This is a genomic window from Stenotrophomonas sp. AG209, from assembly GCF_003550055.1.
GTDB lineage: Bacteria > Pseudomonadota > Gammaproteobacteria > Xanthomonadales > Xanthomonadaceae > Stenotrophomonas.
In genome coordinates this window covers 388,919-412,424 of record NZ_QXDB01000001.1, presented here as the reverse complement: position 1 = coordinate 412,424, position 23,506 = coordinate 388,919, and the positions used below count along the sequence as shown (strand labels likewise).

The following is a 23,506-nucleotide window of genomic DNA, read 5'->3' as shown; positions in this document are numbered from 1 at the left end:
AAGACTGCGCCGGCCTTCTCCTTCCGCGAATGAGTCCGATGCGCCACGCACTGTTGCACCGCACGCTGCTCACCCTCGCCATTGCCGCCGCTCTGCCGGCGCTGGCCCATGCCGAAGACACGCCCAGCGCCGACGCTGCCACTTCCGCCGATGCCGCGCGCAGCGTGGTCGCCCTCGACCAGGTGATGGTGACTGCGCAGAAACGCGCCACCAACCTGCAGGAGACCCCGATCTCGGTATCGGTGGTCGATGCCGAAGCGCTGAAGGACCGCAGCGCGATTTCGCTGGGCAGCCTGTCCGATGGCTCCATCCCATCGCTGCGGGTCACGCCGTTCGCTACCCGCAGTTCGGCGCTGAACATCGGCATCCGCGGCATCGGCGCTTCCGGCGACGCCAACCAGCCGGCCCGCGATGCCGGCGTCGGCATCTACGTCGATGGGGTGTTCATGGGCCGCGCACAGGGCCTGGGCAACATGCTCTACGACGTGGAGCGCATCGAAGTGTTGAAGGGCCCGCAGGGCACGCTGTTCGGCCGCAATACAGAAGGCGGCGCGGTGAGCATCGTGACCAAGGCGCCCACTGGTGAATTCGGCGGCAGCGTCAGCGCCGGCGTGTCCAACTTCAGCGGCTACAACAGTGCGCTGCACCTGGACCTGCCCAAGGTGGGCGATGTCAGCTTCAAGATCGACTCCGTGCAGGCCAAGCGCGGTGGCACCACCGACAACCCGATGCGCGGTGAGCGCGATTTCAACAGCTACGACAAGCGCGGCGCTCGCCTGAGTGCGCTGTGGCAGCCGAGCGATGATTTCTCGCTGTTGTACGCGTTCGACCGCTCCTACGACGCCACCACGCCGTACCACACCCAGGTGCTGGTGCCAGGCGCCTACCTCAGCCCGCTGCAGAAGGCGGGTGCCAGCCTGGACCGCCGCGACAGCGCCATCCTCGGTGGACCGCAGGAAGACAACATCGGCCGCACCAGCGGCCATCTGTTGAACCTGTCGTGGACGCTGAATGACAACCTGGAGTTGAAGTCGATCAGTTCCTACCGCGAACTGACTCAGGGCCAGTTCGACATGGGCCTGGTCGATGCGATTTCGGCCTATGGTGGCGCCGGCACGCCGTTCGGGCGTTACAGCCTGGCGCAGGTCTACCAGCACCAGTACAGCCAGGAGTTCCAGCTGATCGGCAACACCTCGCAGGTGCAGTTCCTCGGCGGCGCGTTCTACTACCACGAAACCGCCGGTGACAATGCGCAGACCCCGAACATGCTGGTGTGGGGGCCGGGTGGCAACAGCTACACGGTGAACCCGGCGACCAATCCGCTGGATCTTTCCCGCGTGCGTATCGACCGCGCCAGCAAGGCGTGGACCGACAGCCTGGGCGTGTTCGGCCAGGCCACGTGGACGCCGGAAGCACTGCAGCGCCTGCACCTGACTGCCGGCGGCCGCTACACCCGCGATGACAAGAAGGGCAGCCTGTACATCGTCAATGGCGCGGCGACGAATCTCGCCTTCAAGGATCGCTGGAGCCGCTTCGACCCGATGGTCAACATCGCCTACGACCTTGGCGAGCACGCAATGGTCTACGCCAAATACAGCACCGGCTTCAAGGCCGGCGGTGCCAATTCGCGTTCGACCAACTACACCGCGTTCGGTCCGGAAGAAGTGACCGCCTATGAGCTGGGCTTCAAATCGCAGTTCTGGGACAACCGTGCGCGCCTGAACCTGGCCGTGTTCGATTCGACCATCGCGCACAAGCAGATGGACTTCTCGCTGCCGTTCGACCCGAACAGCGGCGAAACCCGCACCACCATGGTCACGACCAACGCATTGAGCGATGGCAAGTCGCGTGGCGCGGAGCTGGAGTTCAACGTGATGCCGATCGACAACCTCACCCTCGGCCTCAACTACGCCTACACGAAGATCGATGCGCAGACCGCGACGGACCCGTTCGGCGCAGGGGTGCAGGTGACCGTGCAGCCGCTGCTGGCACCGAAGAACGCGGGCAGCCTGTCGCTGGACTATCTGGTGCCATTCGCAAATTTCTCGGCGCTGAAATTCCATGTGGACGGCAACTGGTCCGATGGCTACTACACCAGCGAGTACGACCAGATGCTGACCGACAGCTCGTTCGTGGTGAACGCACGGGTGGCGCTGGTGGACGTTCCGGTCAACAGCACCGGCACCACCATGTCGTTCTCGCTGTGGGCACGCAACCTGCTGGATGAGCAGCACCTGTTCTACAAGCTCAACAGCCCGGCGTTGGGCCAGACCGGCATCTTCAACGATCCGCGCACCTTCGGCCTGGATGTGGCCGTCAACTTCTGATTCGAACGGAGAACCCCATGAAGCACCGCTCTACCGAACTTGCCCTGGCCCTGATGCTCAGCCTGCCGCTGGCCGTGACCGCCGTTGCGGCCGATACACCGCAGGCCACCGCCGCAAAGCCGACGGCCGCTGCCAACGTGAAGCCGGTGGCTGCCGATGCGCAGCGGGTGATCCCGCTGCAGGGGGCCTGGAACGTGCGTACCTTCGCCGGCCTGCAGGGCCGCCACGGTCCGATTCCGGCCGATGCGTTCGTGCGCACCGCCGACCTCGGTCGCCTCACCGATGCCGACCGTGATGCCCTGGCCGCTGCAGGCGTGAAGCTGGACATCGACCTGCGCACCGCCGATGAGGAAACGCAGTCGCCGGACCTGCTGGCCAGGGATGATCGCTTCGACTACCAGCGCATCTCGCTGATGGGCACCGAGAAGATGGACCTGCAGAAGATGATGAGCAGCTTCCCCGATTCGCTGGGCGAAGCCTACGTGCAGTGGCTGGGCCACAGCCAGCCGCAGTTCAAGCAAGTGTTCCAGCGCATCGCCGCGCAGCAGGATGGCGCCGTGCTGTTCCATTGCACGGCCGGCAAGGACCGCACCGGCATCATCGCCGGCCTGCTGCTGGACCTGGCGGGCGTGCCGAAGGCCGAGATCGTGCATAACTACGCGATCTCCGCGCATTACCTGGAAGAGCAGCCGAAGGACAGCGCGATGAACGCGCAGATCATGGCGCTGATCAAGCAGAACCCCGAGATCGCCCGCAAAGTGGCTGGCATGTCCGGTACCGCACCGGACAACATGGAACAGTTCCTGGCGGCGCTGCACAGCCAGTACGGTGGTGCGGAAGGGTACCTGAAGTCGATCGGGGTCAGCGAGCAGGAGATCCAGCAGCTGAAGGTGCGGCTGGGGCAGGCGGGCTGAGGGTAGTGCCGGCCGCTGGCCGGCTTCCCTTTGACGTCCAGAGACCGAGGGAATGCCGGCCAGCGGCCGGCACTACCCGCAGCCAGGCATGGCCTGGCACTACTGGTCGGGCTTCACCCGCACCACCCGTTTCCGGTACTCGTACACATTGTCACCGCGGATACGCTTCTCCTCGGTGCCGGTAACCCGGCCCACCTGCTGGTCCGAGCCGGTGACTGGCTTGGCCTCGATCTCGGTCTCGTGCTCGAAGGAATGCGATTTGTCGGTGTTGCGGTAATAGCGGTACAGCGCCCAGTACAGCGCGGTTGCGCCGGCTGGGCCTGCCGCCAACAGCCAGAGGCCACTGTCGTCACTCATGTCGATGCCACCAGGAAGGCAATTGCGAGGGCTTCAATGACGGTGCCGGTGGCCAGTGCCGCCAGCAGCATCTTCCATTGCTGCACGGGCACGCTGCCCATGGTTTCGCCGGTACGGCCGTTTACCGCGATGTAGTGCAGCATGCCGCCGTTCCTGCCGGGCTGGTGGTACGAATACAACCACACCGGCAGGTACATCGACACCCAGCGGGTGCCATGCACCTCCAGCTGTTCCTGTTCCCAGCGCACGCCACGGTTGTAGCGCTTCACCGAACCTTCCACCTGCGAGCGGGCGATCGACAGCAGCTGGTCTTCCAGCCGCGGCCGCAGCTTCTCCACGTCCAGGTTGCGCTTCTCAGAGGTGAAGCCGGCCAGGTACGAAGCGTTCCACTTCACCGCGTTCTTGGTATCGAACGGCAGGATGGTGTTGATGATGTTGTTGGTGTTGGCGCGGGTATCCAGGTTGCCGCGCTCTGCCGAGGATTCCAGCGGCAGGTCATCGACGGTGAAATCCACGTGGCGTTCGATCTGGTAGACATCGGCGTCGTACAGGGTGCGCTTGTTCTTCTCGCTGCCGACGGTGTACTCGCGCGTCTTGATCTCGCCCTTGCCGGCCACCGCCGCGCTGACATTGCTGTCGACGATCATGTAGGGCAGGAACACGCCCACCACGTTTTCCGGGGTGAACTGGTCCTTGAACGCCTTCAGCGCGAACATGCGGCGCTTGTCGACGAACTGGCGGATGCGCGCAACCGCATCGTCCTTCCTGATATGGAAGGGCAGCACCGCATCGGGCACCGCGCCGTTGGCGATCTGCTCGTTGACGCCGAATACATGGCGGCACCAGTGGCAACGTGCCGTCATCGTACTCTCGGTATTGACCGTCACCTCGGCGCCGCAGCCCGTGCATTTGAATGTCATCAGTGCCGAGGTGTCGGCGTCGATGTCACGTGCGCCGGAGGCGATGACCGTGCCGCGCAGCTGGTCGATGGCCTCGCCCAGCCCGAATTCCTCCTCCACGCGTGCGCCATGCCATTCGTGACGGCAGTACAGGCAGACCAGGATGTCGGTACCGGCCTTGGGCCGGATGTCGGTGGCGCCGCACTTCGGGCAGCGGTTGAGGCCGTCCTTCAGCTCGCTGGCCGACGTATCGATGGCCACAGGATCGGGCGCTTCCACTTCATCGCGGATGGCCTGTGGCAGTTTCGAGGTATCCAGCGGGAAGCTGCCGGGCAGGGGAGGGACGTCCTGCGGCGAACCGGGCCCATCCAACGACGCCGCCGGCAAGGGCGGCGGCGTCGCGGGCGCGGATCCGGGCAGCGGCGGTGGGCCGTTTCGGGGATCGGACATGTTCGTTGTGCGTCCTGCTGTTACAGGCCCAGTGCCTTGGCTTTCAGTGCGTCATAGTCGCCCTGGGTGATCAGGCCCAGGTCCAGCATTTCCTTGGCCTTCTTCAGCTTGGCCACCGGGTCATCCGCGGCCGGGGTGACCGGCTGCTGCATGCCACCCACACCGAACATGCCAGAGGCCATGCCGACGCCGACCAGGCCAGCCGCTCCGCCGTTCTCGCCGGCCGACTGGATGCCCTGGGCGACACTGGCCTGCAGGTTGGAATTGCCGCGCGAACCCGACAGCGCATCGGCGCGCTGCACGGTCTTCAGCAGTTCGCGGGTATTGGCGTCGTACTCGATCGAGACGATGGCGGTCTTGACGATGGCCAGGCCACGGTCCGACTTCCACTGGTAACCCTGTTCGACGGCGGCCGACAGGCTCTGCGCGAAGCCCAGCGAGTCCTGCTGCAGCTTGGTGATGCGGTTGCCCTTGCCCGGGTCGTTCGTATACAGGCTGAAGGCCGGGGCCAGCGAACCGACCACTTCATTGAACAGCTGGCTGGCGGCGGCGTTGTCCAGGTCGGTGAAGTCGAACACCTGGCCAGGACGCAGATAGCTGGCCGGCACGAAGTTCTTCACGAACAGGATCGGGTCGACGATCTTCAGCGTGTACGAACCACGCGTGACCGCACCCACCTGGGTGTTGAGGAAGCCGTCGTCCCAGTAGATTTCCGACTGGGTACCGAAGCGGTTGTCCGGCAGCTCCTTCAGCGAGACGAAGTAGGCCGCCTGCTGCGAGCCCGGTTGGCCGCCGAACTTGAAGCGCTCCCAGCTCTGCTTGATGAAGGTGCTGACCAGGCCGTCACCGGCGAAGATCGACTGCGAGTTCAGATCGTCCGAGCGCCACTCGTAGCCACCCGGTTCGGCGACGAATGCGGTGATCGCGCCGTCCTGGAACAGCAGCAGGCCGTAGCCCTCCGGCACGATGATCTTCGAGCCGTTGGTGATGATGTTGGACGAGCCGCTGGTGTTGGAGCCGCGGCCGGCGTTGGTGCCCTGCAGCACCGCCGCGAACAGGGCCGCCGTCGAGGGCAGGCCTGTCGGCACGGTGTAGAAGTCCTTCCACTGGTCGGCCAGCACACCACCGACCGCACCCTTCACCGCCTGTACCAGACCCATGTCCAACTCCCTGTGATTCGAGGGCAGGCACCATGCCTGCCGAGCTGGACTGAATATAGCAGCGGGCAGGGACCACTGTGGTGCCGGAAGATGAATCCGGATCAGGCCCCGCCGGTGGCCGGCGGGCGGCCCCGGATCGCCTGCAGCACGGCCGCCATGTCCAGCCCGCCCAGCCCCATCTGCTGCGCCCGCGCGAACAGTGCATCGCTGGCCTCGATCAGGGGGGCGTGCATGCCCGCCTCCCGCGCGGCATCGGCTACCAGGCCGCTGTTCTTCAGGACATCGGTGATCGAGGCCTGGACGGCGAAGTCCTCGTCGATCATCTTGTCGAGCTTGATCCGCGATACCTCGCTGGCCATCGGCCCGGCGTTGAGCACTTCGGCGAAGCGCGCCAGGGAAATGCCGTGGACCTCGGCGAAGTGCACGGCCTCGCCCAGTGCGGTGACCAGCGTGATCAGATACAGGTTGACCGCCAGCTTCATGCGCAACGCCGCTGGCACCTGGCCGCACGCAATGCATTGCCGGCCCAGCGGCGCAAGCAGGGGCGAGGCCTCCGCAACGTTGGCATCCTCGCCGGCCAGCATCACGACCAGTTGCGCGGCTTCCGCCTGGACCCGCGAGCCGGAGACCGGTGCCTCCACGTAACGTCCGCCCGCCGCGCGGATCTGTTCGTCCAGCGCCTGCGAATAGGCCGCCGAGCTGGTGCCCATGTTGATCACCAGGCGGCCGTGAACGCGGGCAGGGAAAGTCGCCGCGCTCCGCCCCAGCACGCTGTCGATGGCCTCGTCGTTGGCCAGCATGAGAACGAGGGTGCGGCATGCAGAGAACACATCCTGCAGTTGCGTGACGGGCTGTACGCCGGCGATGCGTGCCGCTTCGTGGTTGCGACCGGAGCGGGACCAGCCCAGCACGGTGTGCCCGGCCCGCGCGAGGTGGCCCGCCATCGGCGTGCCCATCACGCCCAGGCCGATGAATCCCAATGGCATGGCAGGTTCCCGATCATGGCAAGGCGCCCATCATGCCGCAGATCGGCGAAGGGCAGGTTGCGCGCAGCAGATGCAGTTCACCACGCCCTGCGCTGCATCGCAGGGAAAGATAATCCCGGATATTCACGTGATTATCATCACGATTTTCATGAAACTCGCTTTCGATAATCCCGGAGGCGAATGCGCGTGTCTGCGCGCGGGGAACCGGGATCCGTCCGACGTCCGCATCGTCGACCTACCGACGGCAACCCCCTGGGGGCATGGGGGCGGACAGTGTGCACGTTCACCTGCGTGTGCTGTGGCTGGCGCGAGGCGCGGCGGAGGCGTCGCAGCATCACGCAGTGAAGCCGCACGGTACCCATTGCGCGATCGCCCGCTGCAACGGCAGCGGGTTGCCATTCGAAAGGGGAGTTTCAATGCACAGGCAAGTCAGTGAGATGTTGCAGCGCGCCTATCGACCCCACCGGTCCTTGCCCGACCTGTTGGGCGCGTTCGTGAAGGAGTTTTCGCAACACCATGCAGTGCGAGGCGGCCGCGTCCATCTGCGCGGTTCCGGTGCAGGCCATCCGGACGGGACCCCGGTGGCGGACGCGGACCAAGGAACCGGCGCCAGCCAGCGTCTGCCGATCCGCTATGCCGGTGAAGTGCTGGGCGAGCTGCAGCTGGAAACGCAGGCGGGGCGGCTGGACAGCAGTGCGCTGGCACTGGGTGAAGCATTCGCGCATCGCTGCGCGCACCTGATCAAGCGATACGAAGCACAGGCGTGGGCCGAGCAGGCGCTGAGCCGGCCGTTGCTGCTGGTGGGTACCTGCGATGCGCTGAAGCGGCTGGAGGAATTCATCGAGCGCGCTGCCGCCAGTTCACTGCCGGTGCTGCTGCGCGGCGAGTTCGGTACCGAGAAGATGGAACTGGCCGCCGCACTGCACAGCGGCAGTCCGCTGCGGCGGGGGCCCTTCATCGAGGTGAACTGCGCCCATCCCCAGGAGGAACCCTCGGACTGGTTCCGTCACGCGCGTGGCGGCACCCTGTACTTCCACGAAGTCGACGAGTTGCCGGTGGCGCTGCAGGGGCAGCTCTCGCATTGCATCCGTGGCCTGCAGCCTGCATCGGGCGAAGCGGGTGCGGCACAGGCCATCCGGGTGATCGCGTCCACCAGCGCCGATCTGGAGCAGCGCGTGCGCGACCGGTTGTTCTCGCGGGCGCTGCTGGCTGGCCTCGAGTTCCTGACAGTGGATGTTCCGCCGCTGCGCGAGCGAACCGAGGACATCGGCGCACTGGTTGCGCGCTCGCTGCAGATGCACGGCTTCAATCCGCAGGTAATCAGCGAGGACGTACTGCAGACGCTGCGCAGCCATGATTGGCCGGGCAACCTCCTGGAGATGGAGCGTGTGGTGGTTCGCCTGGCAGTGATGACCGGCGGCCGGAGCATCCGCCGTGAGGATGTGCTGCGGCATGCCCCCGGGTTGATGGCCGCCGATGATTCCTTCTACGCTGACGAAGGGGCCGAGGCCGGCATGGACACGCTGGAAACGCACGACGCCGGGCGCGATGTCACCACTGCGGCGGCGGCAGTGGCACATGAAGGCCTGCATGACGGCCTGAAACGCGCCCTGGCCTATCTGAAGGACCATGCTGCGGAGCCGCTCACCCTGGGCGACCTCGCTCGCCAGGCCCATGTGAGCCAGTCGCACCTCGGCTTCCTGTTCCGCAGCGAGCTGGGCACGACCTTCAAGCTGCTGCTGCAGCAACTGCGCATCGAGCATGCCAAGCGGCTGCTGCGCGATGGGCAACGCCTGCGCATTACCGATGTCGCACTGCAGGTTGGCTTCGGTGACCTGAGCCACTTCGAAAAGAGCTTCCGGCGTGCGGTGGGGGTCAGCCCGCGCAGCTACCGGCGAACGGCGGACCAGTAAAAAAATCGCCCCGGTGCAGGCGCGGGCCTGCCCGGGGCGTTGGGGGGGCAGGCCAGGCGTTAGCGCGCGTTGGCTTCAGCAGCGCGCTGGACGGCCAGTTCGGCGGCTTCGTCCGCACGGCGGGCGGCCTGGTTGGCGGCCTCGACCGCGCGTTGCGAAACCTCCATCGCGGCGCAGATGCCCTTTTCACTGGCGGCCATGGCGGCGTCCGCGAGTTCCTGGGCGATCTCCATCGGGGTTTTTCCCGCCGGATAGGCGGGGGTGGGCATGCCGGGAAGCGGGGTCGGGAAGGTCATCGTCGGTGCTCCTGCTGGGGATGAGGGGGGAACACCGTCGTCACGTTCCCCCAGGATATGGCGCAATGCCGCCTGGGCATCGGCCAGGATCTTCTGCGCCTGTTGCCGGGCCGCCAGGCGTCCGGCAGCAACGGCCGCGCCGGCTGCCGAGGCGAGCGCCTCCGTTGCTGCCTGCACGCCATCGCTTCCCGGCGCTGGAGGCGGGTTCACACCGTACCCGCCCGGTAGCCCACCTGCGCTTCATCGCCCAGGAAGTGACGGGAGCGGCGGTAGTCCTGCAGGGTGATCACATTGTCCTCCACCTGTATCAGCGCCTGCCCTCTGGAGCCATCGACCGCGAACTGCACGCTGGCACCATCCTGCCCGAGCTGGCCACGCGAGACCGGGTGTTCGTTGAGGAATTCCTGCGCATCGCGCAGCTGCCACTGCGCGGCTTCGCGCAGGCCGTGGTCATCCCGCAGCAGGTCGGGGCTGTTGTCGAAGCACAATGCCATCTGCTGGGCGGCCAGTGAGATGCGTGCATAACCGATCTGCCGGTTCGCGGCCAGGCTTGCGGCAATCGCCTCGCGCACCTGCTCCGGCGACGGCAGCTGTGGCAGCTGCGGCCCGTCCAGGAAGTCGAACAGCATCGGCAGCAGTTGCTGCAACGCGCGGGTGGCACGATTCATTCGTTGCTCGCTGCTTCCGCCCCCTGCGCTTACGTGCTGGTAGAAACGGAAATAGTCGGCGAACTCAATGGGCCGGCGCGCGTGCAGCAGCGCGAAGCGGGCGGCGTCGGCCAGATCATCGCGCCCTGCGCTGGACATTCCCACCTCACCGGCCAGGTGGTGGAGCGCCACCGATTCACGGAAATCCAGCTGCTGCAGCAGGGGCGCATCGGCTGCGCCGATCGAGGCCAGGAAGGGCCGGAACGCACCGAGTTCGGTATTGGTCAGCAGCCGGTGCCTTGCCAGTACGCCCTGTGCCTCGCTGTGCGACAGGCGTGTCTCTTCGTCAAATTCCATGTGGCGCAAAGCACTGAGATCGCTGCTACCGAGGCTGAGCAGCTTGATCGGGCCGATCTGCAGGCCGATGCGCGGCAACCAGGTCATGCGTGAACCATGCAGGCCCTGCTGCACACCATCAAGCATCGCGCCCTCGTCGGCGAAGGCGTAACGGTGCTCATGTGATTCCATGGCCCACTTCAGCCAGTGCTCGCCGCCGTCGATGAACTGAAGGACATGCCTGCAGGATTGACTGATCAGGTTGGCCTGGGGGATGGAACGACCGGCAATGAAAACGCTCATGCGTGGCTCTCCTGGCGGCCTCACTGGGCCGGAAAATCCTTGAGGACGGTCGCAGCGGCACTGCCGACCCGGGTGAAGTCGTCGGTGGCCCCCTGCATCATGGTCTGCGCCTGCGTGAGCACCCTTGCATACTTTTCGTCCCCCGTCGCCAGGTACTGGGCCATGGCCACGCCGGCGGCGGTGGTCGCAATGGTAGAGACATTGCGCAGGGCATCGGCGGCATCCTGCACGGCGATCGCCGCAGACTGGGCCACCGACTGGTAGGCCTTGCCGGCGCCACTGGTCTTCACCACGGACGCGGACATGGTGGCCGTTTGCACATGGTTGATCACATCGATGACCTGGGCGTTGACGTAGCTCGGGTCCATACGGGCTCCTTGATGGGCGGGTGCGGCCGCAGGCGGCCTGCGCGGTGTCAGGCCCCGGCGTCAGGGTCGTCTGCCGGGGAAGGGGAGGCGGAGTCTGGCGCGGGATCCTGGGCGGGACCTGCGGCCGGATCCGGACCGGGCGTGGGGTCGGGCGCAGGACCGGGCGCGGGCGCTGCCGCATTGCCTGCGAGCGTTTCGAGTGCATGCAGGCTGCTGGTAGCGGCCGCAGCGTCGGCAGTGGCACCGTGGGTCTGTGCCTGCAGGACGCTGATGGCGGTCTTTCCTTCTGCGGTGGCCGCGGCGATCACTGCCGCAGGCGAAGGCGGCGCCGGCACCGGGCCGGGCAGGGGGATGACCTGCGGCGGTGGCGGCGGAGGGGGTTCCGGCGCGGGCGGCGGCACCGGCCAGGGGGCATTGATCATCTTCGCGCAGGTGGCGGTCACCGCTGCGTTGCTGACCATGCCCGCACCCTGCTGGCGCGCGACAGCGTTGTGCATGGCGGTGCCGAGCGTTTCCAGCATCACCATGTCCAGCATGCTGAAGGACTGCGCCGGCCCCTGGGCCACCAGCAGGGTCGACGCAGCGGTGACGCTGTCGACGATCTGGCTGTTGACGGTGTTCTCACTGTTCATGACGGAACGGCTCCCTTCTGGATGATCAGGGCCAGGACCTGCGCCAGGCTTGCGCCGGCGGTTACCTGGCCGCGTTGCTGGTTGGCCACCGCGTTCTGCATGGCAAGGCCGAGGCTGTCGGCCATCGCCAGGTACGTGGCGGACATCGCGAACGAGGGGGCGAGGGCGATCGCCACACCGGATCCGGCGCTGGTGGCTGCCAGCAGGTAGCCGGTGGCGGGCGATGCGGCCATCGATCAGGGGCCCGGCGTGACGCCGCCCTGAGCGGGGGCGCGGTGGTTGGCGTCACGCCGGGCCGACACGTCAGCGCAGGCCCAGGATTTCTCGGGTGGCCACGCCGTTGGAGGCGGTGTCGATCGCATACAGCGTAGACACCCCCTGGGTGGTCGACGCCTGCATGGTCACGTAGGACTGCTGCTGGTTGTTGGTGGCGTTGTGCGCGGCGTTGGACAGCGCCTGGCTGGTGGCCACGAACAGGTTGCCCATTGCGATGGCCGGTGCATCACCAAGCACCTTGGTGTTGACCTGCGAGACCGAATCGGTGATCTGGCTGTTGACGGCGGTGGGAAATGCCATGGTGGAAGCTCCTAGGATGGACAGCACTACAGGAACGGAGATTGCCGGCACTCAATGGATTCAGCCGAGAATCTTCCGGGTGGCGGCGCCGGTGGCGCCGGTATCGACGGCGTAGAGCAGCGCAACGCCCATCGTGGTCGCGGCCTGGGCCGTGACATACATCTGCTGCTGGGCGAGCGTCGCGTTGTGGGCGGCATTGGCCAGCGCCTGTGCGGTGGCCTGGTACAGCGTGCCCATTGCCGTGGCAGGCGCCACGCCCAGCACCTGCAGGTTGGCCTGGCTGACCGAGTCGGTGATCTGGTCGTTGACGGCCGTGGGAAATGCCATGGCTCAGCTCCTTGCCTGCCGGCGCATCACGCGCCGAGGATCTGCTTGGTGGCCACGCCGGTGGTGGCGGTGTCGATCGAGTAGAGCGTGGCCACACCCATGGTGGTGGCCGCCTGCGCCGTCACATAGGACTGCTGCTGCGCATTGGTGGCGTTGTGGGCGGCGTTGGCCAGCGCCTGCGCAGTGGCCTGGTACAGATTGCCCATGGCCACGGCGGGCGCGTCGCCCAGCACTTTGGTGTTGGCCTGGGTGACTGAATCGGTGATCTGGTCGTTTACAGCGGTCGGGAATGCCATGTCGATCTCCTTGGGGTTGGCGGGTCAGCTACGGAACGACGGATCAGGAACCCAGGCCGCGAACGCGGGTGCTGAGGATTTCCCTGCTTGCCACGGCGGTGGTTGCGGTATCGACCGAGTACAGCGTGGCCACGCCCATGGTGGTGGCCGACTGCGCGGTCACGTAGGACTGCTGCTGCGCATTGGTGGCGTTGTGGGCCGCATTGGCCAGCGCCTGTGCGGTGGCCTGGTACAGATTGCCCACCGCCACGGCGGGCGCATCGCCCAGCACCTTGGTGTTGGCCTGGGTGACCGAATCGGTGATCTGGTCGTTTACCGCGGTTGGAAATGCCATGTCCTGCTCCTGCGAAAGGGTGGAAGTGCGTGGTATCCAGTCTCACGGTGCGTTGCCTGCAGCGGCCTGGGCTTCACCGTGGGGCCAGAGTAGGAAATGGCGTCGCCGCCGGATTGGCGGAATCGACGGAGAATGCGGGCGGATCACCGTGAAGGTGCGGCGTGAATACGGCGGAACTGATGATCAACGCCGTCATCGCCAGCGCTGGCGGGTTGCCCGGGAGCACACACAGGGCCTGCAAAGGGGGGCCGCGATTCGGCGACGACGGGCAGCGGCCACGTCGTCGCCGGATCGGGCGGGTCAGAGCATGTACGGAATCTTGAATGCCAGGGTGAAGTCCGGCGCATCCGGGGTCAGCCCGATGCCCAGCAGGGTGACCAGCGTGGTGTGCTGGTTGAGCGCATAGGTCACGCCCAGATTCAGTGACGCCGCGTTGGCGTCGCTGCCGATCACCTTCATCCACTTGCCGCCCTGGAAACGGGTGGAGGCGCGGGCGCTGATGCGGTCGCTGAAGGACAGGCTGAGGCTGGTGCGCTCGTTGAACGCGAAGGCCACGCCGGCGCCGAAGTAGACCGAGCCACCCAGCTTCACATCACCCGGGTTGACCGTGTCGGGGTTGCTGTCGATGTCACTGAAACCACGCGGGAACGAATGCACGTAGCCGAGGTTGGCGAACAGGATCGCCGGATCGGCGGTCTTGACCATCGACAGGCCCACGTTGGCCTGCCACACGCCATTGCCGGTGGGTTGCTCCTTGGGCACGGCGAAGCGGATGTAGTCATCATCGTCGCGTTCGATCACCTTCCAGTCCAGGCCGTAAGGTGCGCGCCCGGTGGGAGCGGTCACGCCGGCGGTGAGCACGGTCTCCGGGCGCCAACCGCGCTCGCCGAACAAGCGGTAATTCGCGCTCAGGCCAATATCGCCCAGGCCGTTGCCATTGGTTTCTTCCTGCGCGATCGCGGCCGCCGCACCGCCGGCGCCACCCTTCTGGTAGACGGTGCGCCGCGCCAGGTAGGGCACGTCCAGGTTGAGCGTCAGGTTCGGGCTGACGCCCCAACGGGCGGCCAGATTGTAAGTGAGCGAATCGGATTCGACGTTCTCGATGGCGATGTTGCCGAGGAAGATCGCGTCCAGTGCGAGGAAGCCGTTGAGGGTGAGCTGCTTGCGGTCGTAACGGGCGTAGGTGAGGCTGTTCTCGACGGTGAAGCGGCGCGAGAACAGCGCCGATTGCTGCTGCTTCACGTCATCCACGCTGCGCCGCGATTCCTGCTTCGCCTGCTGCGCCTCGGCGGCGGTACTGGCGTAGCCCTCGCCACCCGGCGAAGATTGTAGAGTCGAGCCATGCTCGACTGCCGTAGCCGTAGCCGTAGCCGTAGATGGGGCCATCGGGCCAATCTTCCCACTCAGCCGCGCCTGCATGGCCTGCACCTGCATGTCCAGTTCGCGTAGTCGCCGCACTTCCTGTGCGTAGTTGGATTTCAGTTGCTCCAGCTGGTTGGCCAGTGCCTGCACGTCGGCGCCATCGTCCGCCGCGGGTGGCGCGGCGAAGGCAGTGCCCGCCAGCGCCGCCAGCGCCAACGGGGTGATCCTCATCAGGGTGTGCATGTTCGTGTCCTGCGTTGTGGAACGCTTCCCCCAACGCCGTGCCGTGGTGCTACCGGCCCGGCCCCATGCCGCGGTTCATCGCAATCGCCTGGGCCACGTTCTGGCTCAACGGCAGGTTGCCGCCCGCGGTATCCCGCACCAGCTCCAGCCGCAGCTGGTTGCTGGCGATCTGGCCGTCACCGTTCAGGGCGATGCCCTGGCCGACGCTGCCGTTGCGTATCCATTGCTGGACCAGGCCCTGGCCATCCACCTGAAGCTGCAGGCGTGCCTGGTTGCCATCGAGCACCGCAGAGGCCGAGATGCCTGCATCCTGTGCACTGAGCGAATGCGCACCGTCACCCGACAGCACCGGCACTGAGCCATTGCGTACCACCAGCGTGGTCGCATTGCGTGCGACGTTGCCATCGCCGGCCACCTGCACGCTCTGCACCAGGCCGCTGGCATTGGCCAGGCCACTGCTGTCGATCTGGCGCCCCTGCGTCTGCGGCAGCGGCGCATCTGCGGGGGTCACGTGCACGCTGGGCTGGAAAGTCAGTTTCGGGCTGCCGCCGCCACGGAAGTCCATGCCCAGGGTCAACGCACCCTGCAGCGCACTTCCGTTGCCGGCCTGCCATTGCGAGACCATCGTCACTCCGAACCAGGCCACGGTATTGCCGCCCACGGTGTAGCGGCCGCGCATCAGGTTCAGTTCGGGATCCGGGATTTCCTTCAGGCCGCGGCCGGGCGCGGCATCCGCTGCCTGCAGGGGCAGGGCGGGGCACGCCAGCAGCAGGACCATCAACAGGGGGGGGCGGAACATGGCGGAGCCTCCTTCAGAACAGGTCGGCGTGGCTGAAGCCGAAGTCGACCAGTTCGGCATCGGTGATCGGCCCCTGCCGCGCGTAGAGCGCGCGGGCACTGGGCCGTTCGCTGGGTTGCAGCAGGACCGTGTTGCGATCGAAATCGCTGCCAATCACCACGAATACGGCACGTGATGGCCACGCAGCGAGGAACTCAGGCAGCGCCAGGCTGCGGTTGCCAAGGATGGGATCAGCCACCTCGACCACACCGTCGCGCACCTGCTTGAGCACCACGAAGTGGCGAAAGCCACGCACGTCCATCAGCACAAGACCGGGAACGCGAAGCGTGCGCAGGCGTGCCTCATCGATGCGATAGCCGCGCCCACGCATGCCCAGCGATTCCACATAGCGCTTGATGTCGAGCAGCGAGAAACCGCGCTCGGCCACCAGCGCCGGATCGGAGACCCCCATCATCCCTTCGATCACCGTAGCCTCGTCGGTATCGAGGTGGTAGGCATGGCGCAGGATGGTCGCCAGGGCCGCGGCACCGCAACTGTAGTCGGTGTGCTGACGCACCACGTTGCGGTAGCGCCGTTCCTGCATGCTTTCCACTTTCTGCTGCAGCAGTGCGCCATTGGGCAGCACGCCGGCGAAACGGACATCGCCCGCCCATGCCGACGCGCTGCCCAGCAACAGCAGGCAGGCCAGCAGGCATATCGAGAGGCGGTAGCGGCTCATCGTGCTCTCCAGCAGCAGGAGGGAGCCCCTGCCCCAAGGGGGAGGAGGGACAGGGGCTCCCGGGAACCCGGCCATTGGCGGACGGCCGGGGTGGTGCGCTTACTCGCCGTTGCCGCCACCACCGCCGGTGCTGGGCTGGGCTACGGCCAGGGCCAGGCTGTTGGCCTGCAGGTTGCCGGTGCCCGCCGCCACGTTCACGCCGATGTTGCCGGAGGCGCCGGAGAAGGCACTGCCGGACAAGGCCGAGGTGTTGGTGGCATCGACGTTCACCCAGCGCGTGGTGCTGACCGTGCCGCTCAGGCTGGCGTACAGATCGGCCACGCCCAGTTCGACGAACTGGCTGGTGCCGCTTTCACGCGTATCGAAGCCCAGGCCGCCCACCCCCGGCCGGTTGGGGTTCATCGTGGCGTTCTGGATCTCGTTGTCCAGGTCGATGTGGCCGGTACTGTTGCCACCCGGATGCGGCAGTGCGCCGTTCCACGTATCCAGGTAGTAGTTGGCCATCTGGTAGGCGTTGCCGGTGCCGCGGTAGGTGCCGGCGCCATAGCCCAGCGTCAGGCCGCTGACGCCGCCATGCATGCCGACCTGCACGGTATCCGTGTAGGACTGCACGAAGCCGGCGTTGCTGACCGTGTTGCCGGTGGAGACCTGGTTGGAACTGATGCTCGACTGCGCCACTGCGGTGGTCGCTACCGAGGCCGCGAGCGCGTTCTTCTGCTCGTTGTTGTTGCCCGAGGCGATGTTCACGCCGATGTTGCCGGACGCACCGCCGAAGGCATTGCCACTGAGACCCGCGGCATTGGTGACGCCGGAGTTCATGGTGGCATTGCCGAAGCCGGCCTGGTTGACGAACACCTCGGCGTCGGCCATGCCGAAGCTGAAGGACGCATCGGCAGCGGACAGCGAGGCGGCGTTGTCCTGGGCGTTGTTGTCGCCCGATACCACGTTGAAGCCCAGGTTGCCGGAGGCACCGGCACCCACGCTGTCACCGATGGACGCACTGTTGGTGACCAGGCTGTTGCTGGTGGCGTTGTTGCTGATCGACTGGCGGTTGTCGATCACCGCGATGGCCGCCGAGTCGAGGTCGATGTCGCCGCTGATGGTGGGGTCACCGGAGAAATTGACGTCGGTGCTGAGGCGCAGGTCCTTCTCCAGGTTCACGTCGACGCCGTGGTTGTTCTTTTCCTTGCGCTCGTCGGCCTGGATGGTGCTGTGCTTCTGCACGTTGACGTTGACGGTGCGGTTGCGTACGTCGTTGTCGGTATGGTTGTGGGTGTCGTTGCGGGTTTCGCTGACGGTGTGGTTGTGGTTGATGTTCGCGTTGGCGTTCTGGTTGTCCCAGCCATTGGCCGCAGCGGCGGTCGAGGCAGTGGCAATCGCCATGGCGAGCATGGTCCGTTTGACGGTCGCTTTCATGGTGCCCTCTCTCTCATCAGTGGTGCATCGGTTGGGTGGTTGTCACGGGCGGTCCTGCACGACCAGGCCCAGCACATTGGCCGTGTCGTTGCCGCTGCCCGCGATCTGATTGAGTTGCAGGACCCCGTCGAATCCCCGCAGCGCCGTGCTGGTGACACCAGCGCTGCGGGTGCCCGTCGCGACGCCGCGACCGGCGTCGTCCCGCCCCCCTGCCAACGCGGAACCCTCGGCGGCCAAGGCCGTATCGTCGGTTTCGCGTATGCCCTGTCGGGCCAGCGTCGCGCTGACGACGTTGAGTGTCGTGTTGGCGATGCCGCTGGCCTGGTTGATGGATGCGATGCCACTGGCGCCTGCCAGCGCGTTGCCGTCGATGACGGCGGTAGCGTGAAGTGGTGCGCTCAGCACGCGGTTGCCGCCCTGCAGTTGCCGGTTGCCGATCGACACGTCGGCACGTTCACCCGTGGCGATGCCACGCAGGTTGGCCTGCAGGTTGAGGTCGCCGGCCGCCTGGTTCACCGCGATGGCGCCGTTTGCACCCGCCAGGGCGTGACCGTCGATGCGGGCCACGTCGAGGTAGGCGAGCATGCCGCTGTAGTCGTCGGCCTGCGCCATCAACGGCGTGGCGAACAGGACCAGCAGCCAACGTACCCGCTTCACTTGCCACCTGCCGGGGCCGGGCCCTGCAACGGGAACTGAGCGAGCGCGCCGCGCACGGTATCGCCGATGCCGCGGGTGCTGTTGCCGACCGCGCCGAGCGGGCCACCCAGGGCGCCACCGAGGCTGCTGCCGACCATGCCGTCACTGCTGCGGCCCAGCGTGCCGCCCAGGGCCTGCTGGGTAACCCGTTCAACCGTCGTGCCACGCGGCGACGCGGCGGTGGCCGCCTGGCCGGCCCCCATGCCGGCATAGTCCTCATCGCTCAGTTCGTCCATGCCGGTCGAGGCGCCACCGGTGCCCAACGCGCTGGCAATCTCGCGCTGTGGTTTCGGGTCGGCGATCAGCGCCATGCCAGGGGGCGCCATGCGATAGGCCGGCCGTGCAGACACGTCCCGCAACAGGACAATCTCGCCCGGTTGTGCCTTCACGCCCTGGCGGGCGCCGGATGCAGCGGCGTCCGCGCCGATCGCCAGCAGGGTCACTGCCAGTGCTGCGGCCAGGCCGCGAAACAGGGTGGTGCCGTCCATGCCGATCTCCCGCGATGGGTGCGGCGGAACCACGCATCAACCGTGCCAACCCCGGAAGGCCTGTGCGGCCTGCCGGCAGCTGCTGGACGGAGCAGGGTGCTGCTGCCGGGCTGTTACAGCGGCGTGGGAAAAATGTTGGGATTGCGCAGCGCCAAGCGCCGCAGGGCAAGGCGGGCGCCCGACTGTCGCACCGGTGTTACAGGTGCCGCCGCGGACTGTAACGACGCCGCTTCAGCCAGTGTTTTCTTGACGCGCCGCTCATTGCGCCGCCGTTTAGCGCAGCGCTAGGATCCGCCCAACAAAGGCCGCCGCGGTGGCCGTAGAGGTCCCGGCGGGGGGCGGCACGCCGGAGATTGCCTGACAGTCCGCCGACGGTGTCCGGATGCTGGGGGAAGCATGGCGGCGGTCCCGGAGGCTTCAACGTCACGCTGCGTGCTCTGGTTCGGCGAGCCGCAGGCGAACGAACGCAGTGCGCTGGCGGCTGCGGGCTGGTACGTGCGCCGTATCCATCCCGATCCGGCGATGGCCATCGGCCTGCGCGGGCGTGATCGGCTGCTCGCCGTGCTGGATCTTCGCCATCTGGATATGCCCGCGCTGCAGTTGCTGGCGCCATGGATCGAACAGCACGCGCATCTGCCGTGGCTGGCAGTGCTGCCACCTGGCGCAGGGCCCACGCCGGCGGCCTGGCTGCCCTTGCTGCAGCGCTGCCTTGCGCGGTTCACGCTGCCTTTCGGCCTGCAGGACCTGGTGGCTGCGATGCGCCAGCAGTTCGAAGCGGATGATCCGCCAGCAAATGAGGTGTGCGGCGGGCAGGGGCCGCGCACATTGGTCGGCGAGAGTCCTGCGCTGCATGCGGTGCGCACCGTACTGCACAAGTTCGCACCGGTCGAGCTGCCGGTGCTGGTCACCGGCGAGACCGGCACCGGCAAGGAGTTGGCGGCACATGCACTGCATGCGTTGTCCGGCCGTGCAGGCAAGCCGTTCATCGCGGTCAATTGCGGTGCCATCCCCGCGAACCTGGTGCAGTCGGAGCTGTTCGGCCACGAGCGCGGCTCGTTCACCGGCGCCGACAAGCGCCAGATCGGCGTGTTCGAAACCGCACACGGCGGTACGGTATTCCTCGACGAGGTGGGCGACCTGCCGGCGGAGGCGCAGACCAGCCTGCTGCGCGTGCTGCAGGAAGGCACCTTCGAGCGTGTCGGCAGCAGCCAGCCGCTGCGGGCCGACGTGCGTGTACTGGCTGCCACCCACGTAGAACTGGAACATGCGGTGGCGCAGGGGCGGTTCCGCAGTGATCTCTACTATCGGCTCAATGTGCTGCGCCTGCTGATGCCGCCACTGCGCGAGCGCGGTGCCGACGTGCAGCTGCTGGCCGAACACTTCCTGCGCTGCTTCCGGCTACGGCACAGCGTGCGAGCGCGCGGCTTCTCACCGGCGGCGCTGCAGGCGCTGCGTCGATTCAGCTGGCCCGGCAACGTGCGTGAACTGCTCAATCGGGTGCAACGGGCAGCGATCATGGCCGAAGGCGAGCTGATCAGTGAACGTGACCTGGAACTGGGCGAGCCGGCGCAGGCGCTGCCGAGCCCGATGCTGCACGATGCCCGCGGCCAGGCCGAGCGCGATGTGCTGCTGCAGACCCTGCGCCAGACCGGCTACAACGTCTCCGAATGCGCGCGGCAGATGCAGATCTCGCGGGTGACCGTGTATCGGTTGTGCCGCAAGCATCGGCTGGAACTGCCGGCGCAGCGCTGATCAGCCGGCCGCGACGTGCTTGAACAGGCGTAGCGGCGTGCCTGGAATGCGCTCGATCACCCCCTTGGCCTCCAGGTCCAGCTGCACGGCCTTCAACCACCAACCCGCCGTGGCTCCTTGCGGAAACAGCGGTGCGGGCAGGTGCGGCAACAGCGCCTGCTTCGCCTGCGCCACCGTCATCCCGGGAGGTTGCCTGGGCAAGGCGTGGAGCAGGGCCGTGCGCATGGCCATGTACTTGGCACGATCCACGCGCTGGAAGTGGCCGGGCGTGGTGATGCTTTCGATCTCGATCCGTTCGCGCTCAGCCATGGGCATCTCCCGCGACGTCGATGCGTGGGCTGCGGAAGCCCATGGCGATCCAGGCCTTCATCAGCCGGGCATAGAACCGCAGCGACCGGGTCTTCAGGTTCGGCACATCGTCCGGAAGGGCAGACGGATCAGGAAGATCACTGACCATCGTCCGCATCTCTACGGCGGGTCTTTCCGATGCCGGCCACAGCAGGCCATACAGGCTCAGCCAATGGCCACCGCTGAATTCCAGGAAGAGCGGCGTATTGCAGCAGCCCGCCAGGACCCGGCGGCTTCCGCCCCTGCTCGATAACCGAAATGCGTGCAGCAGGGATTGCCCCGCCTCGATGCGGACGCGATCCTTGCGCTGCATTACGAAATGCGTCTGGCCCTGTGGCCCCAGCACCTGCGGCGCTCCAGGCATTGACTGCAGCTGGGTGCCGGCCCTGCGGCAGCTGTCGCAGCAGCATTCGACGCTGGCGATGGGGCGACAGGTGATGGCCAGGCGGACCTGGCCGCAGGCGCATGCAAGGGACTGATGGGAGGGCATCTGCATTTTCTCCTTGGGTATTCATCCTCTCGACGAACCGGGGCGCTGGAAATCGACACCACCTGCCTTCAAGGCTGCGTCATCCGGTAGCGGACGCGGTACAGGTCCAGACTGTCACCGCCTGCGCGGCGCGCCGAGTAGGTGAGCGTGTCGCGGCGCGAACCATCCAGCATTGCGCCGTAGCTGTCGCCGCCAGGCTCGTTCATGGGCGAGGGCAATGCATGGCCCGCGTCATAGCGGCCTGCATGCTCGTAGGCGATCAACTGGCGCACCGGGGCACTGCCGAAGTCCAGGGCACGGGCAAACACCACCGTGCGGCCATCGCCGAGGAAGGTGGCATCGAATTCCTGCGCGGCGGTATTGATGCCGCCAGCCAGCGGCCGCGCCCGCTGCGCCACGCCGCCGATCATCGTGGCGCTATAGAGGTCATGACCGCCGGCACCGCCCGCACGATCGCTGGAGAACAACAGTGTGCGACCGTCCGGCGAGAGCATCGGCGCGAACTCGTCGGCCGCACTGTTCACCGCAGGCCCCAGATTCTCCGGTTCCCCGAAGCGACCGTGGCGTTCCACGCTCACTCGATATAGATCGTCGCCGCCCTGGCCGCCTGCTCGATCCGAACAGAAATACACCACACGGCCATCGGCGGAAAAGGCGGGATCGAAGTCACGGCCCGGCGTGTTGAACGAGACCGGCGTCGCCGGCCGCCAGCGCTGCCCATCGTGGCGGGAGACCCAGATGTCATACCCGCCCGGACCGCCGGGCCGGTTGCGGCTGAACCACAGTGCGGTTTTTCCGTCCGGGCTCAAGGTCAGTCGAATCTCGTCATGCTGCGTGGATGCAACGCCCGGGGCAAAGCGTTCGGCGGCGCCGACGATCTGCAGCAGCCTAGATGGAGACGCGGGAGGTGACGCAGCAACCAGCAGCACCACGGCCAACAGCGCCTTCATGCCTGTCGCTCGAGGTCGCTGACCCAGTTGGTTTCCCAGCTGCGTCCACCATCGGCCGAGGCCGCCTGTTCCCAGCGCGCCGAATGCGGGGTAATGCGTGACCAGATCACCCGCGTCTGGATCGCCCGTCCGTCGTGCTGGTCCTCGCCGAAGAAGCGGCCGACACCAGCCTCGAAACCACCGCGCAGCGGCGCGCCGATCCGGGTCGGCTCCCGGCCATCCAGCCACCAGCTCAGCCAGTGCTGCTCCGCCACATTCCAGGCGCGGATGCCCATGCCGCGCAGCGGTGCTCCCGGCACGTCCATCAGGTTGTCACCCACGTTACCGAATCCTCCCAGCACCGGCCAGTTGTGCAGGGTGCCGTTGAACGCGTCCCACGCATCACTGCCTGCCAGCCGAGCGCGCAGGCGGCGATGGCGCACGTTCCAGCGACCGACCAGGAAATCAAAATCACCCGGTGCATCCGGCCGCTTCGGAAGCGGAGAGGGGGCCGCAGCAGTGCGCCGGAACCAGTTGCGCCAGTTCACTTCCCAGTGCGCGCCGGCATCGTCGGAGAACGCCTGTTCCCACCACGGCTCATCTCCATGGATGTCATGCCAGCGGAACCAGACCTCGATGGGGCGCCCTTTGAAGTCATCGCGACCGCGGAAGCTGCCGCCATCGCCTTCGAAGACGCCGCGCACGGGCGCTTCGATATGGGCAGGGTTGCGACCATCGATCCACCAGATCGACCACAGGGAAGACACCGGATCAAACGCACGCACGCCCAGGCCCCTGTAGGCGCCCGAAGGCAGCGCCATGACGTTGTCATCGATGGTGCCGAGCCCGCCCAGGGTCAGCCAGACCGCGCTGGAGCCGGTGAAGGCTTCCCAGCGGGTATCGCCCACCAGCCGCTCCTTCAGGCGTTGGTGCCGGACCTGCCAGTTGCCCTGCAACCATTTCCAGTCTTCGCTGTGGCTGGCCAGGGCCCATCCGGTGGGCACGGTGCCGGATGCTGCCGCGGCGGCCAGGGTGGCCAGGAACTGCCGTCGATCCATGTGCGTGATCCCATGCCGGAGGTGCCGCCATCGTTGCGGGTAAAAGGGGGATTGACCACGCAGATATCGAGGGTCAGGCTAAGCCA

The 23,506-nt window shown here is 66.7% G+C and carries 27 protein-coding genes; 4 read left to right on the top strand and 23 right to left on the bottom strand.

Translation table 11 applies throughout. The features are described 5' to 3' along the window. Window positions 1-38 precede the first annotated feature (38 nt). On the top strand, window positions 39-2,327 hold the full coding sequence (locus tag DFO63_RS01910) for a TonB-dependent receptor (RefSeq protein ID WP_182474381.1): 2,289 nt from the start codon (window positions 39-41) through the stop codon (window positions 2,325-2,327). 17 nt (window positions 2,328-2,344) lie between these two features. Then, window positions 2,345-3,241: a tyrosine-protein phosphatase gene (locus DFO63_RS01905; protein ID WP_119006313.1), complete on the top strand. Its 897-nt coding sequence runs from the start codon at window positions 2,345-2,347 to the stop codon at window positions 3,239-3,241. Between the two features lie 99 nt (window positions 3,242-3,340). Here DFO63_RS01905 and DFO63_RS01900 read toward each other — a convergent pair whose 3' ends face one another. The 4 genes from DFO63_RS01900 to DFO63_RS22415 form a co-directional block, all read right to left on the bottom strand. Further along, window positions 3,341-3,598 carry a hypothetical protein gene (locus tag DFO63_RS01900; RefSeq protein ID WP_049445043.1) on the bottom strand — a complete coding sequence of 86 codons (258 nt, stop codon included), beginning with the start codon at window positions 3,596-3,598 and terminating at the stop codon, window positions 3,341-3,343. Further along, on the bottom strand, window positions 3,595-4,947 hold the full coding sequence (locus DFO63_RS01895) for a TFIIB-type zinc ribbon-containing protein (protein WP_119006312.1): 1,353 nt from the start codon (window positions 4,945-4,947) through the stop codon (window positions 3,595-3,597). Before DFO63_RS01895 ends, DFO63_RS01900 begins: the two co-directional genes overlap by 4 nt. Window positions 4,948-4,967: 20 nt before the next feature. Further along, a complete protein-coding gene (locus DFO63_RS01890; RefSeq protein WP_119006311.1) occupies window positions 4,968-6,107 on the bottom strand; it encodes an SPFH domain-containing protein in 1,140 nt (379 codons plus the stop codon). A 101-nt stretch (window positions 6,108-6,208) separates the two neighbouring features. Further along, window positions 6,209-7,093, bottom strand: a complete 885-nt coding sequence (locus DFO63_RS22415) for an NAD(P)-dependent oxidoreductase (protein ID WP_119006310.1) — start codon at window positions 7,091-7,093, stop codon at window positions 6,209-6,211. Between the two features lie 416 nt (window positions 7,094-7,509). Here DFO63_RS22415 and DFO63_RS01880 point away from each other — a divergent pair, with 416 nt between their 5' ends. Then, window positions 7,510-9,006, top strand: a complete 1,497-nt coding sequence (locus DFO63_RS01880) for a helix-turn-helix domain-containing protein (protein WP_119006309.1) — start codon at window positions 7,510-7,512, stop codon at window positions 9,004-9,006. Between the two features lie 59 nt (window positions 9,007-9,065). Here the strand turns inward: DFO63_RS01880 and DFO63_RS22265 are convergent, their stop codons facing one another. From DFO63_RS22265 to DFO63_RS01805, 15 genes are all read right to left on the bottom strand, one after another. Beyond that, window positions 9,066-9,479, bottom strand: a complete 414-nt coding sequence (locus DFO63_RS22265) for a hypothetical protein (protein ID WP_259337381.1) — start codon at window positions 9,477-9,479, stop codon at window positions 9,066-9,068. Window positions 9,480-9,508: 29 nt separating this feature from the next. Further along, entirely contained in the window at window positions 9,509-10,588 is a 1,080-nt protein-coding gene (locus DFO63_RS01870; protein ID WP_119006308.1) for a hypothetical protein, read from the bottom strand. A gap of 20 nt (window positions 10,589-10,608) precedes the next feature. Further along, window positions 10,609-10,956 (bottom strand): hypothetical protein, encoded by a 348-nt coding sequence (locus tag DFO63_RS01865; protein ID WP_049445054.1) that lies wholly within the window; start codon window positions 10,954-10,956, stop codon window positions 10,609-10,611. A 47-nt stretch (window positions 10,957-11,003) separates the two neighbouring features. Further along, window positions 11,004-11,588, bottom strand: a complete 585-nt coding sequence (locus DFO63_RS01860; protein WP_049445056.1) for a RebB family R body protein — start codon at window positions 11,586-11,588, stop codon at window positions 11,004-11,006. Then, window positions 11,585-11,821, bottom strand: coding sequence for a RebB family R body protein (locus DFO63_RS01855; RefSeq protein WP_005416652.1), 237 nt, complete (start codon window positions 11,819-11,821; stop codon window positions 11,585-11,587). Before DFO63_RS01855 ends, DFO63_RS01860 begins: the two co-directional genes overlap by 4 nt. Before the next feature lie 70 nt (window positions 11,822-11,891). After that, window positions 11,892-12,164, bottom strand: a complete 273-nt coding sequence (locus tag DFO63_RS01850; RefSeq protein WP_005416651.1) for a RebB family R body protein — start codon at window positions 12,162-12,164, stop codon at window positions 11,892-11,894. A 60-nt stretch (window positions 12,165-12,224) separates the two neighbouring features. Next, complete coding sequence (locus DFO63_RS01845) at window positions 12,225-12,491, bottom strand: RebB family R body protein (protein WP_006446865.1); 267 nt, start codon at window positions 12,489-12,491, stop codon at window positions 12,225-12,227. A gap of 26 nt (window positions 12,492-12,517) precedes the next feature. Then, entirely contained in the window at window positions 12,518-12,787 is a 270-nt protein-coding gene (locus DFO63_RS01840) for a RebB family R body protein (RefSeq protein WP_005416649.1), read from the bottom strand. 43 nt (window positions 12,788-12,830) lie between these two features. Beyond that, complete coding sequence (locus DFO63_RS01835; RefSeq protein WP_049445059.1) at window positions 12,831-13,121, bottom strand: RebB family R body protein; 291 nt, start codon at window positions 13,119-13,121, stop codon at window positions 12,831-12,833. A gap of 300 nt (window positions 13,122-13,421) precedes the next feature. Beyond that, window positions 13,422-14,726: a transporter gene (locus DFO63_RS01830; RefSeq protein WP_119006307.1), complete on the bottom strand. Its 1,305-nt coding sequence runs from the start codon at window positions 14,724-14,726 to the stop codon at window positions 13,422-13,424. Window positions 14,727-14,775: 49 nt separating this feature from the next. Next, entirely contained in the window at window positions 14,776-15,525 is a 750-nt protein-coding gene (locus DFO63_RS01825) for a hypothetical protein (RefSeq protein ID WP_119006306.1), read from the bottom strand. A gap of 13 nt (window positions 15,526-15,538) precedes the next feature. Next, a complete protein-coding gene (locus tag DFO63_RS01820) occupies window positions 15,539-16,243 on the bottom strand; it encodes a C39 family peptidase (RefSeq protein WP_075678261.1) in 705 nt (234 codons plus the stop codon). A 99-nt stretch (window positions 16,244-16,342) separates the two neighbouring features. Next, on the bottom strand, window positions 16,343-17,659 hold the full coding sequence (locus tag DFO63_RS01815) for an adhesin (RefSeq protein ID WP_119006305.1): 1,317 nt from the start codon (window positions 17,657-17,659) through the stop codon (window positions 16,343-16,345). A gap of 42 nt (window positions 17,660-17,701) precedes the next feature. Then, on the bottom strand, window positions 17,702-18,316 hold the full coding sequence (locus DFO63_RS01810; protein ID WP_119006304.1) for a hypothetical protein: 615 nt from the start codon (window positions 18,314-18,316) through the stop codon (window positions 17,702-17,704). After that, a complete protein-coding gene (locus DFO63_RS01805; RefSeq protein WP_049445071.1) occupies window positions 18,313-18,843 on the bottom strand; it encodes a hypothetical protein in 531 nt (176 codons plus the stop codon). Before DFO63_RS01805 ends, DFO63_RS01810 begins: the two co-directional genes overlap by 4 nt. A 396-nt stretch (window positions 18,844-19,239) precedes the next feature. Between DFO63_RS01805 and DFO63_RS01800 the strand changes: the two genes are divergently transcribed. Continuing rightward, the gene (locus tag DFO63_RS01800) at window positions 19,240-20,595 is read left to right on the top strand and encodes a sigma-54 dependent transcriptional regulator (protein WP_119006303.1); all 1,356 of its coding nucleotides are present in this window, start codon (window positions 19,240-19,242) and stop codon (window positions 20,593-20,595) included. On the opposite strand, the gene DFO63_RS01795 is transcribed toward DFO63_RS01800, so the two are convergent. The 4 genes from DFO63_RS01795 to DFO63_RS01780 form a co-directional block, all read right to left on the bottom strand. Then, a complete protein-coding gene (locus tag DFO63_RS01795) occupies window positions 20,596-20,904 on the bottom strand; it encodes a hypothetical protein (protein WP_119006302.1) in 309 nt (102 codons plus the stop codon). Beyond that, entirely contained in the window at window positions 20,897-21,439 is a 543-nt protein-coding gene (locus tag DFO63_RS01790) for a hypothetical protein (protein WP_119006301.1), read from the bottom strand. Before DFO63_RS01790 ends, DFO63_RS01795 begins: the two co-directional genes overlap by 8 nt. 62 nt (window positions 21,440-21,501) lie before the next feature. After that, entirely contained in the window at window positions 21,502-22,383 is an 882-nt protein-coding gene (locus tag DFO63_RS01785; RefSeq protein ID WP_119006300.1) for a PD40 domain-containing protein, read from the bottom strand. After that, window positions 22,380-23,420, bottom strand: coding sequence for a hypothetical protein (locus DFO63_RS01780; protein WP_119006299.1), 1,041 nt, complete (start codon window positions 23,418-23,420; stop codon window positions 22,380-22,382). Before DFO63_RS01780 ends, DFO63_RS01785 begins: the two co-directional genes overlap by 4 nt. Window positions 23,421-23,506 lie beyond the last annotated feature (86 nt).

Coding starts and splice junctions, on each gene's coding strand:
- DFO63_RS01910 (WP_182474381.1), top strand. CDS start 39: ATGCGCCACGCACTGTTGCACCGCACGCTGCTCACCCTCGCCATTGCC.
- DFO63_RS01905 (WP_119006313.1), top strand. CDS start 2,345: ATGAAGCACCGCTCTACCGAACTTGCCCTGGCCCTGATGCTCAGCCTG.
- DFO63_RS01900 (WP_049445043.1), bottom strand. CDS start 3,598: ATGAGTGACGACAGTGGCCTCTGGCTGTTGGCGGCAGGCCCAGCCGGC.
- DFO63_RS01895 (WP_119006312.1), bottom strand. CDS start 4,947: ATGTCCGATCCCCGAAACGGCCCACCGCCGCTGCCCGGATCCGCGCCC.
- DFO63_RS01890 (WP_119006311.1), bottom strand. CDS start 6,107: ATGGGTCTGGTACAGGCGGTGAAGGGTGCGGTCGGTGGTGTGCTGGCC.
- DFO63_RS22415 (WP_119006310.1), bottom strand. CDS start 7,093: ATGCCATTGGGATTCATCGGCCTGGGCGTGATGGGCACGCCGATGGCG.
- DFO63_RS01880 (WP_119006309.1), top strand. CDS start 7,510: ATGCACAGGCAAGTCAGTGAGATGTTGCAGCGCGCCTATCGACCCCAC.
- DFO63_RS01870 (WP_119006308.1), bottom strand. CDS start 10,588: ATGAGCGTTTTCATTGCCGGTCGTTCCATCCCCCAGGCCAACCTGATC.
- DFO63_RS01865 (WP_049445054.1), bottom strand. CDS start 10,956: ATGGACCCGAGCTACGTCAACGCCCAGGTCATCGATGTGATCAACCAT.
- DFO63_RS01860 (WP_049445056.1), bottom strand. CDS start 11,588: ATGAACAGTGAGAACACCGTCAACAGCCAGATCGTCGACAGCGTCACC.
- DFO63_RS01855 (WP_005416652.1), bottom strand. CDS start 11,821: ATGGCCGCATCGCCCGCCACCGGCTACCTGCTGGCAGCCACCAGCGCC.
- DFO63_RS01850 (WP_005416651.1), bottom strand. CDS start 12,164: ATGGCATTTCCCACCGCCGTCAACAGCCAGATCACCGATTCGGTCTCG.
- DFO63_RS01845 (WP_006446865.1), bottom strand. CDS start 12,491: ATGGCATTTCCCACGGCCGTCAACGACCAGATCACCGACTCGGTCAGC.
- DFO63_RS01840 (WP_005416649.1), bottom strand. CDS start 12,787: ATGGCATTCCCGACCGCTGTAAACGACCAGATCACCGATTCAGTCACC.
- DFO63_RS01835 (WP_049445059.1), bottom strand. CDS start 13,121: ATGGCATTTCCAACCGCGGTAAACGACCAGATCACCGATTCGGTCACC.
- DFO63_RS01830 (WP_119006307.1), bottom strand. CDS start 14,726: ATGCACACCCTGATGAGGATCACCCCGTTGGCGCTGGCGGCGCTGGCG.
- DFO63_RS01825 (WP_119006306.1), bottom strand. CDS start 15,525: ATGTTCCGCCCCCCCCTGTTGATGGTCCTGCTGCTGGCGTGCCCCGCC.
- DFO63_RS01820 (WP_075678261.1), bottom strand. CDS start 16,243: ATGAGCCGCTACCGCCTCTCGATATGCCTGCTGGCCTGCCTGCTGTTG.
- DFO63_RS01815 (WP_119006305.1), bottom strand. CDS start 17,659: ATGAAAGCGACCGTCAAACGGACCATGCTCGCCATGGCGATTGCCACT.
- DFO63_RS01805 (WP_049445071.1), bottom strand. CDS start 18,843: ATGGACGGCACCACCCTGTTTCGCGGCCTGGCCGCAGCACTGGCAGTG.
- DFO63_RS01800 (WP_119006303.1), top strand. CDS start 19,240: ATGGCGGCGGTCCCGGAGGCTTCAACGTCACGCTGCGTGCTCTGGTTC.
- DFO63_RS01795 (WP_119006302.1), bottom strand. CDS start 20,904: ATGGCTGAGCGCGAACGGATCGAGATCGAAAGCATCACCACGCCCGGC.
- DFO63_RS01790 (WP_119006301.1), bottom strand. CDS start 21,439: ATGCAGATGCCCTCCCATCAGTCCCTTGCATGCGCCTGCGGCCAGGTC.
- DFO63_RS01785 (WP_119006300.1), bottom strand. CDS start 22,383: ATGAAGGCGCTGTTGGCCGTGGTGCTGCTGGTTGCTGCGTCACCTCCC.
- DFO63_RS01780 (WP_119006299.1), bottom strand. CDS start 23,420: ATGGATCGACGGCAGTTCCTGGCCACCCTGGCCGCCGCGGCAGCATCC.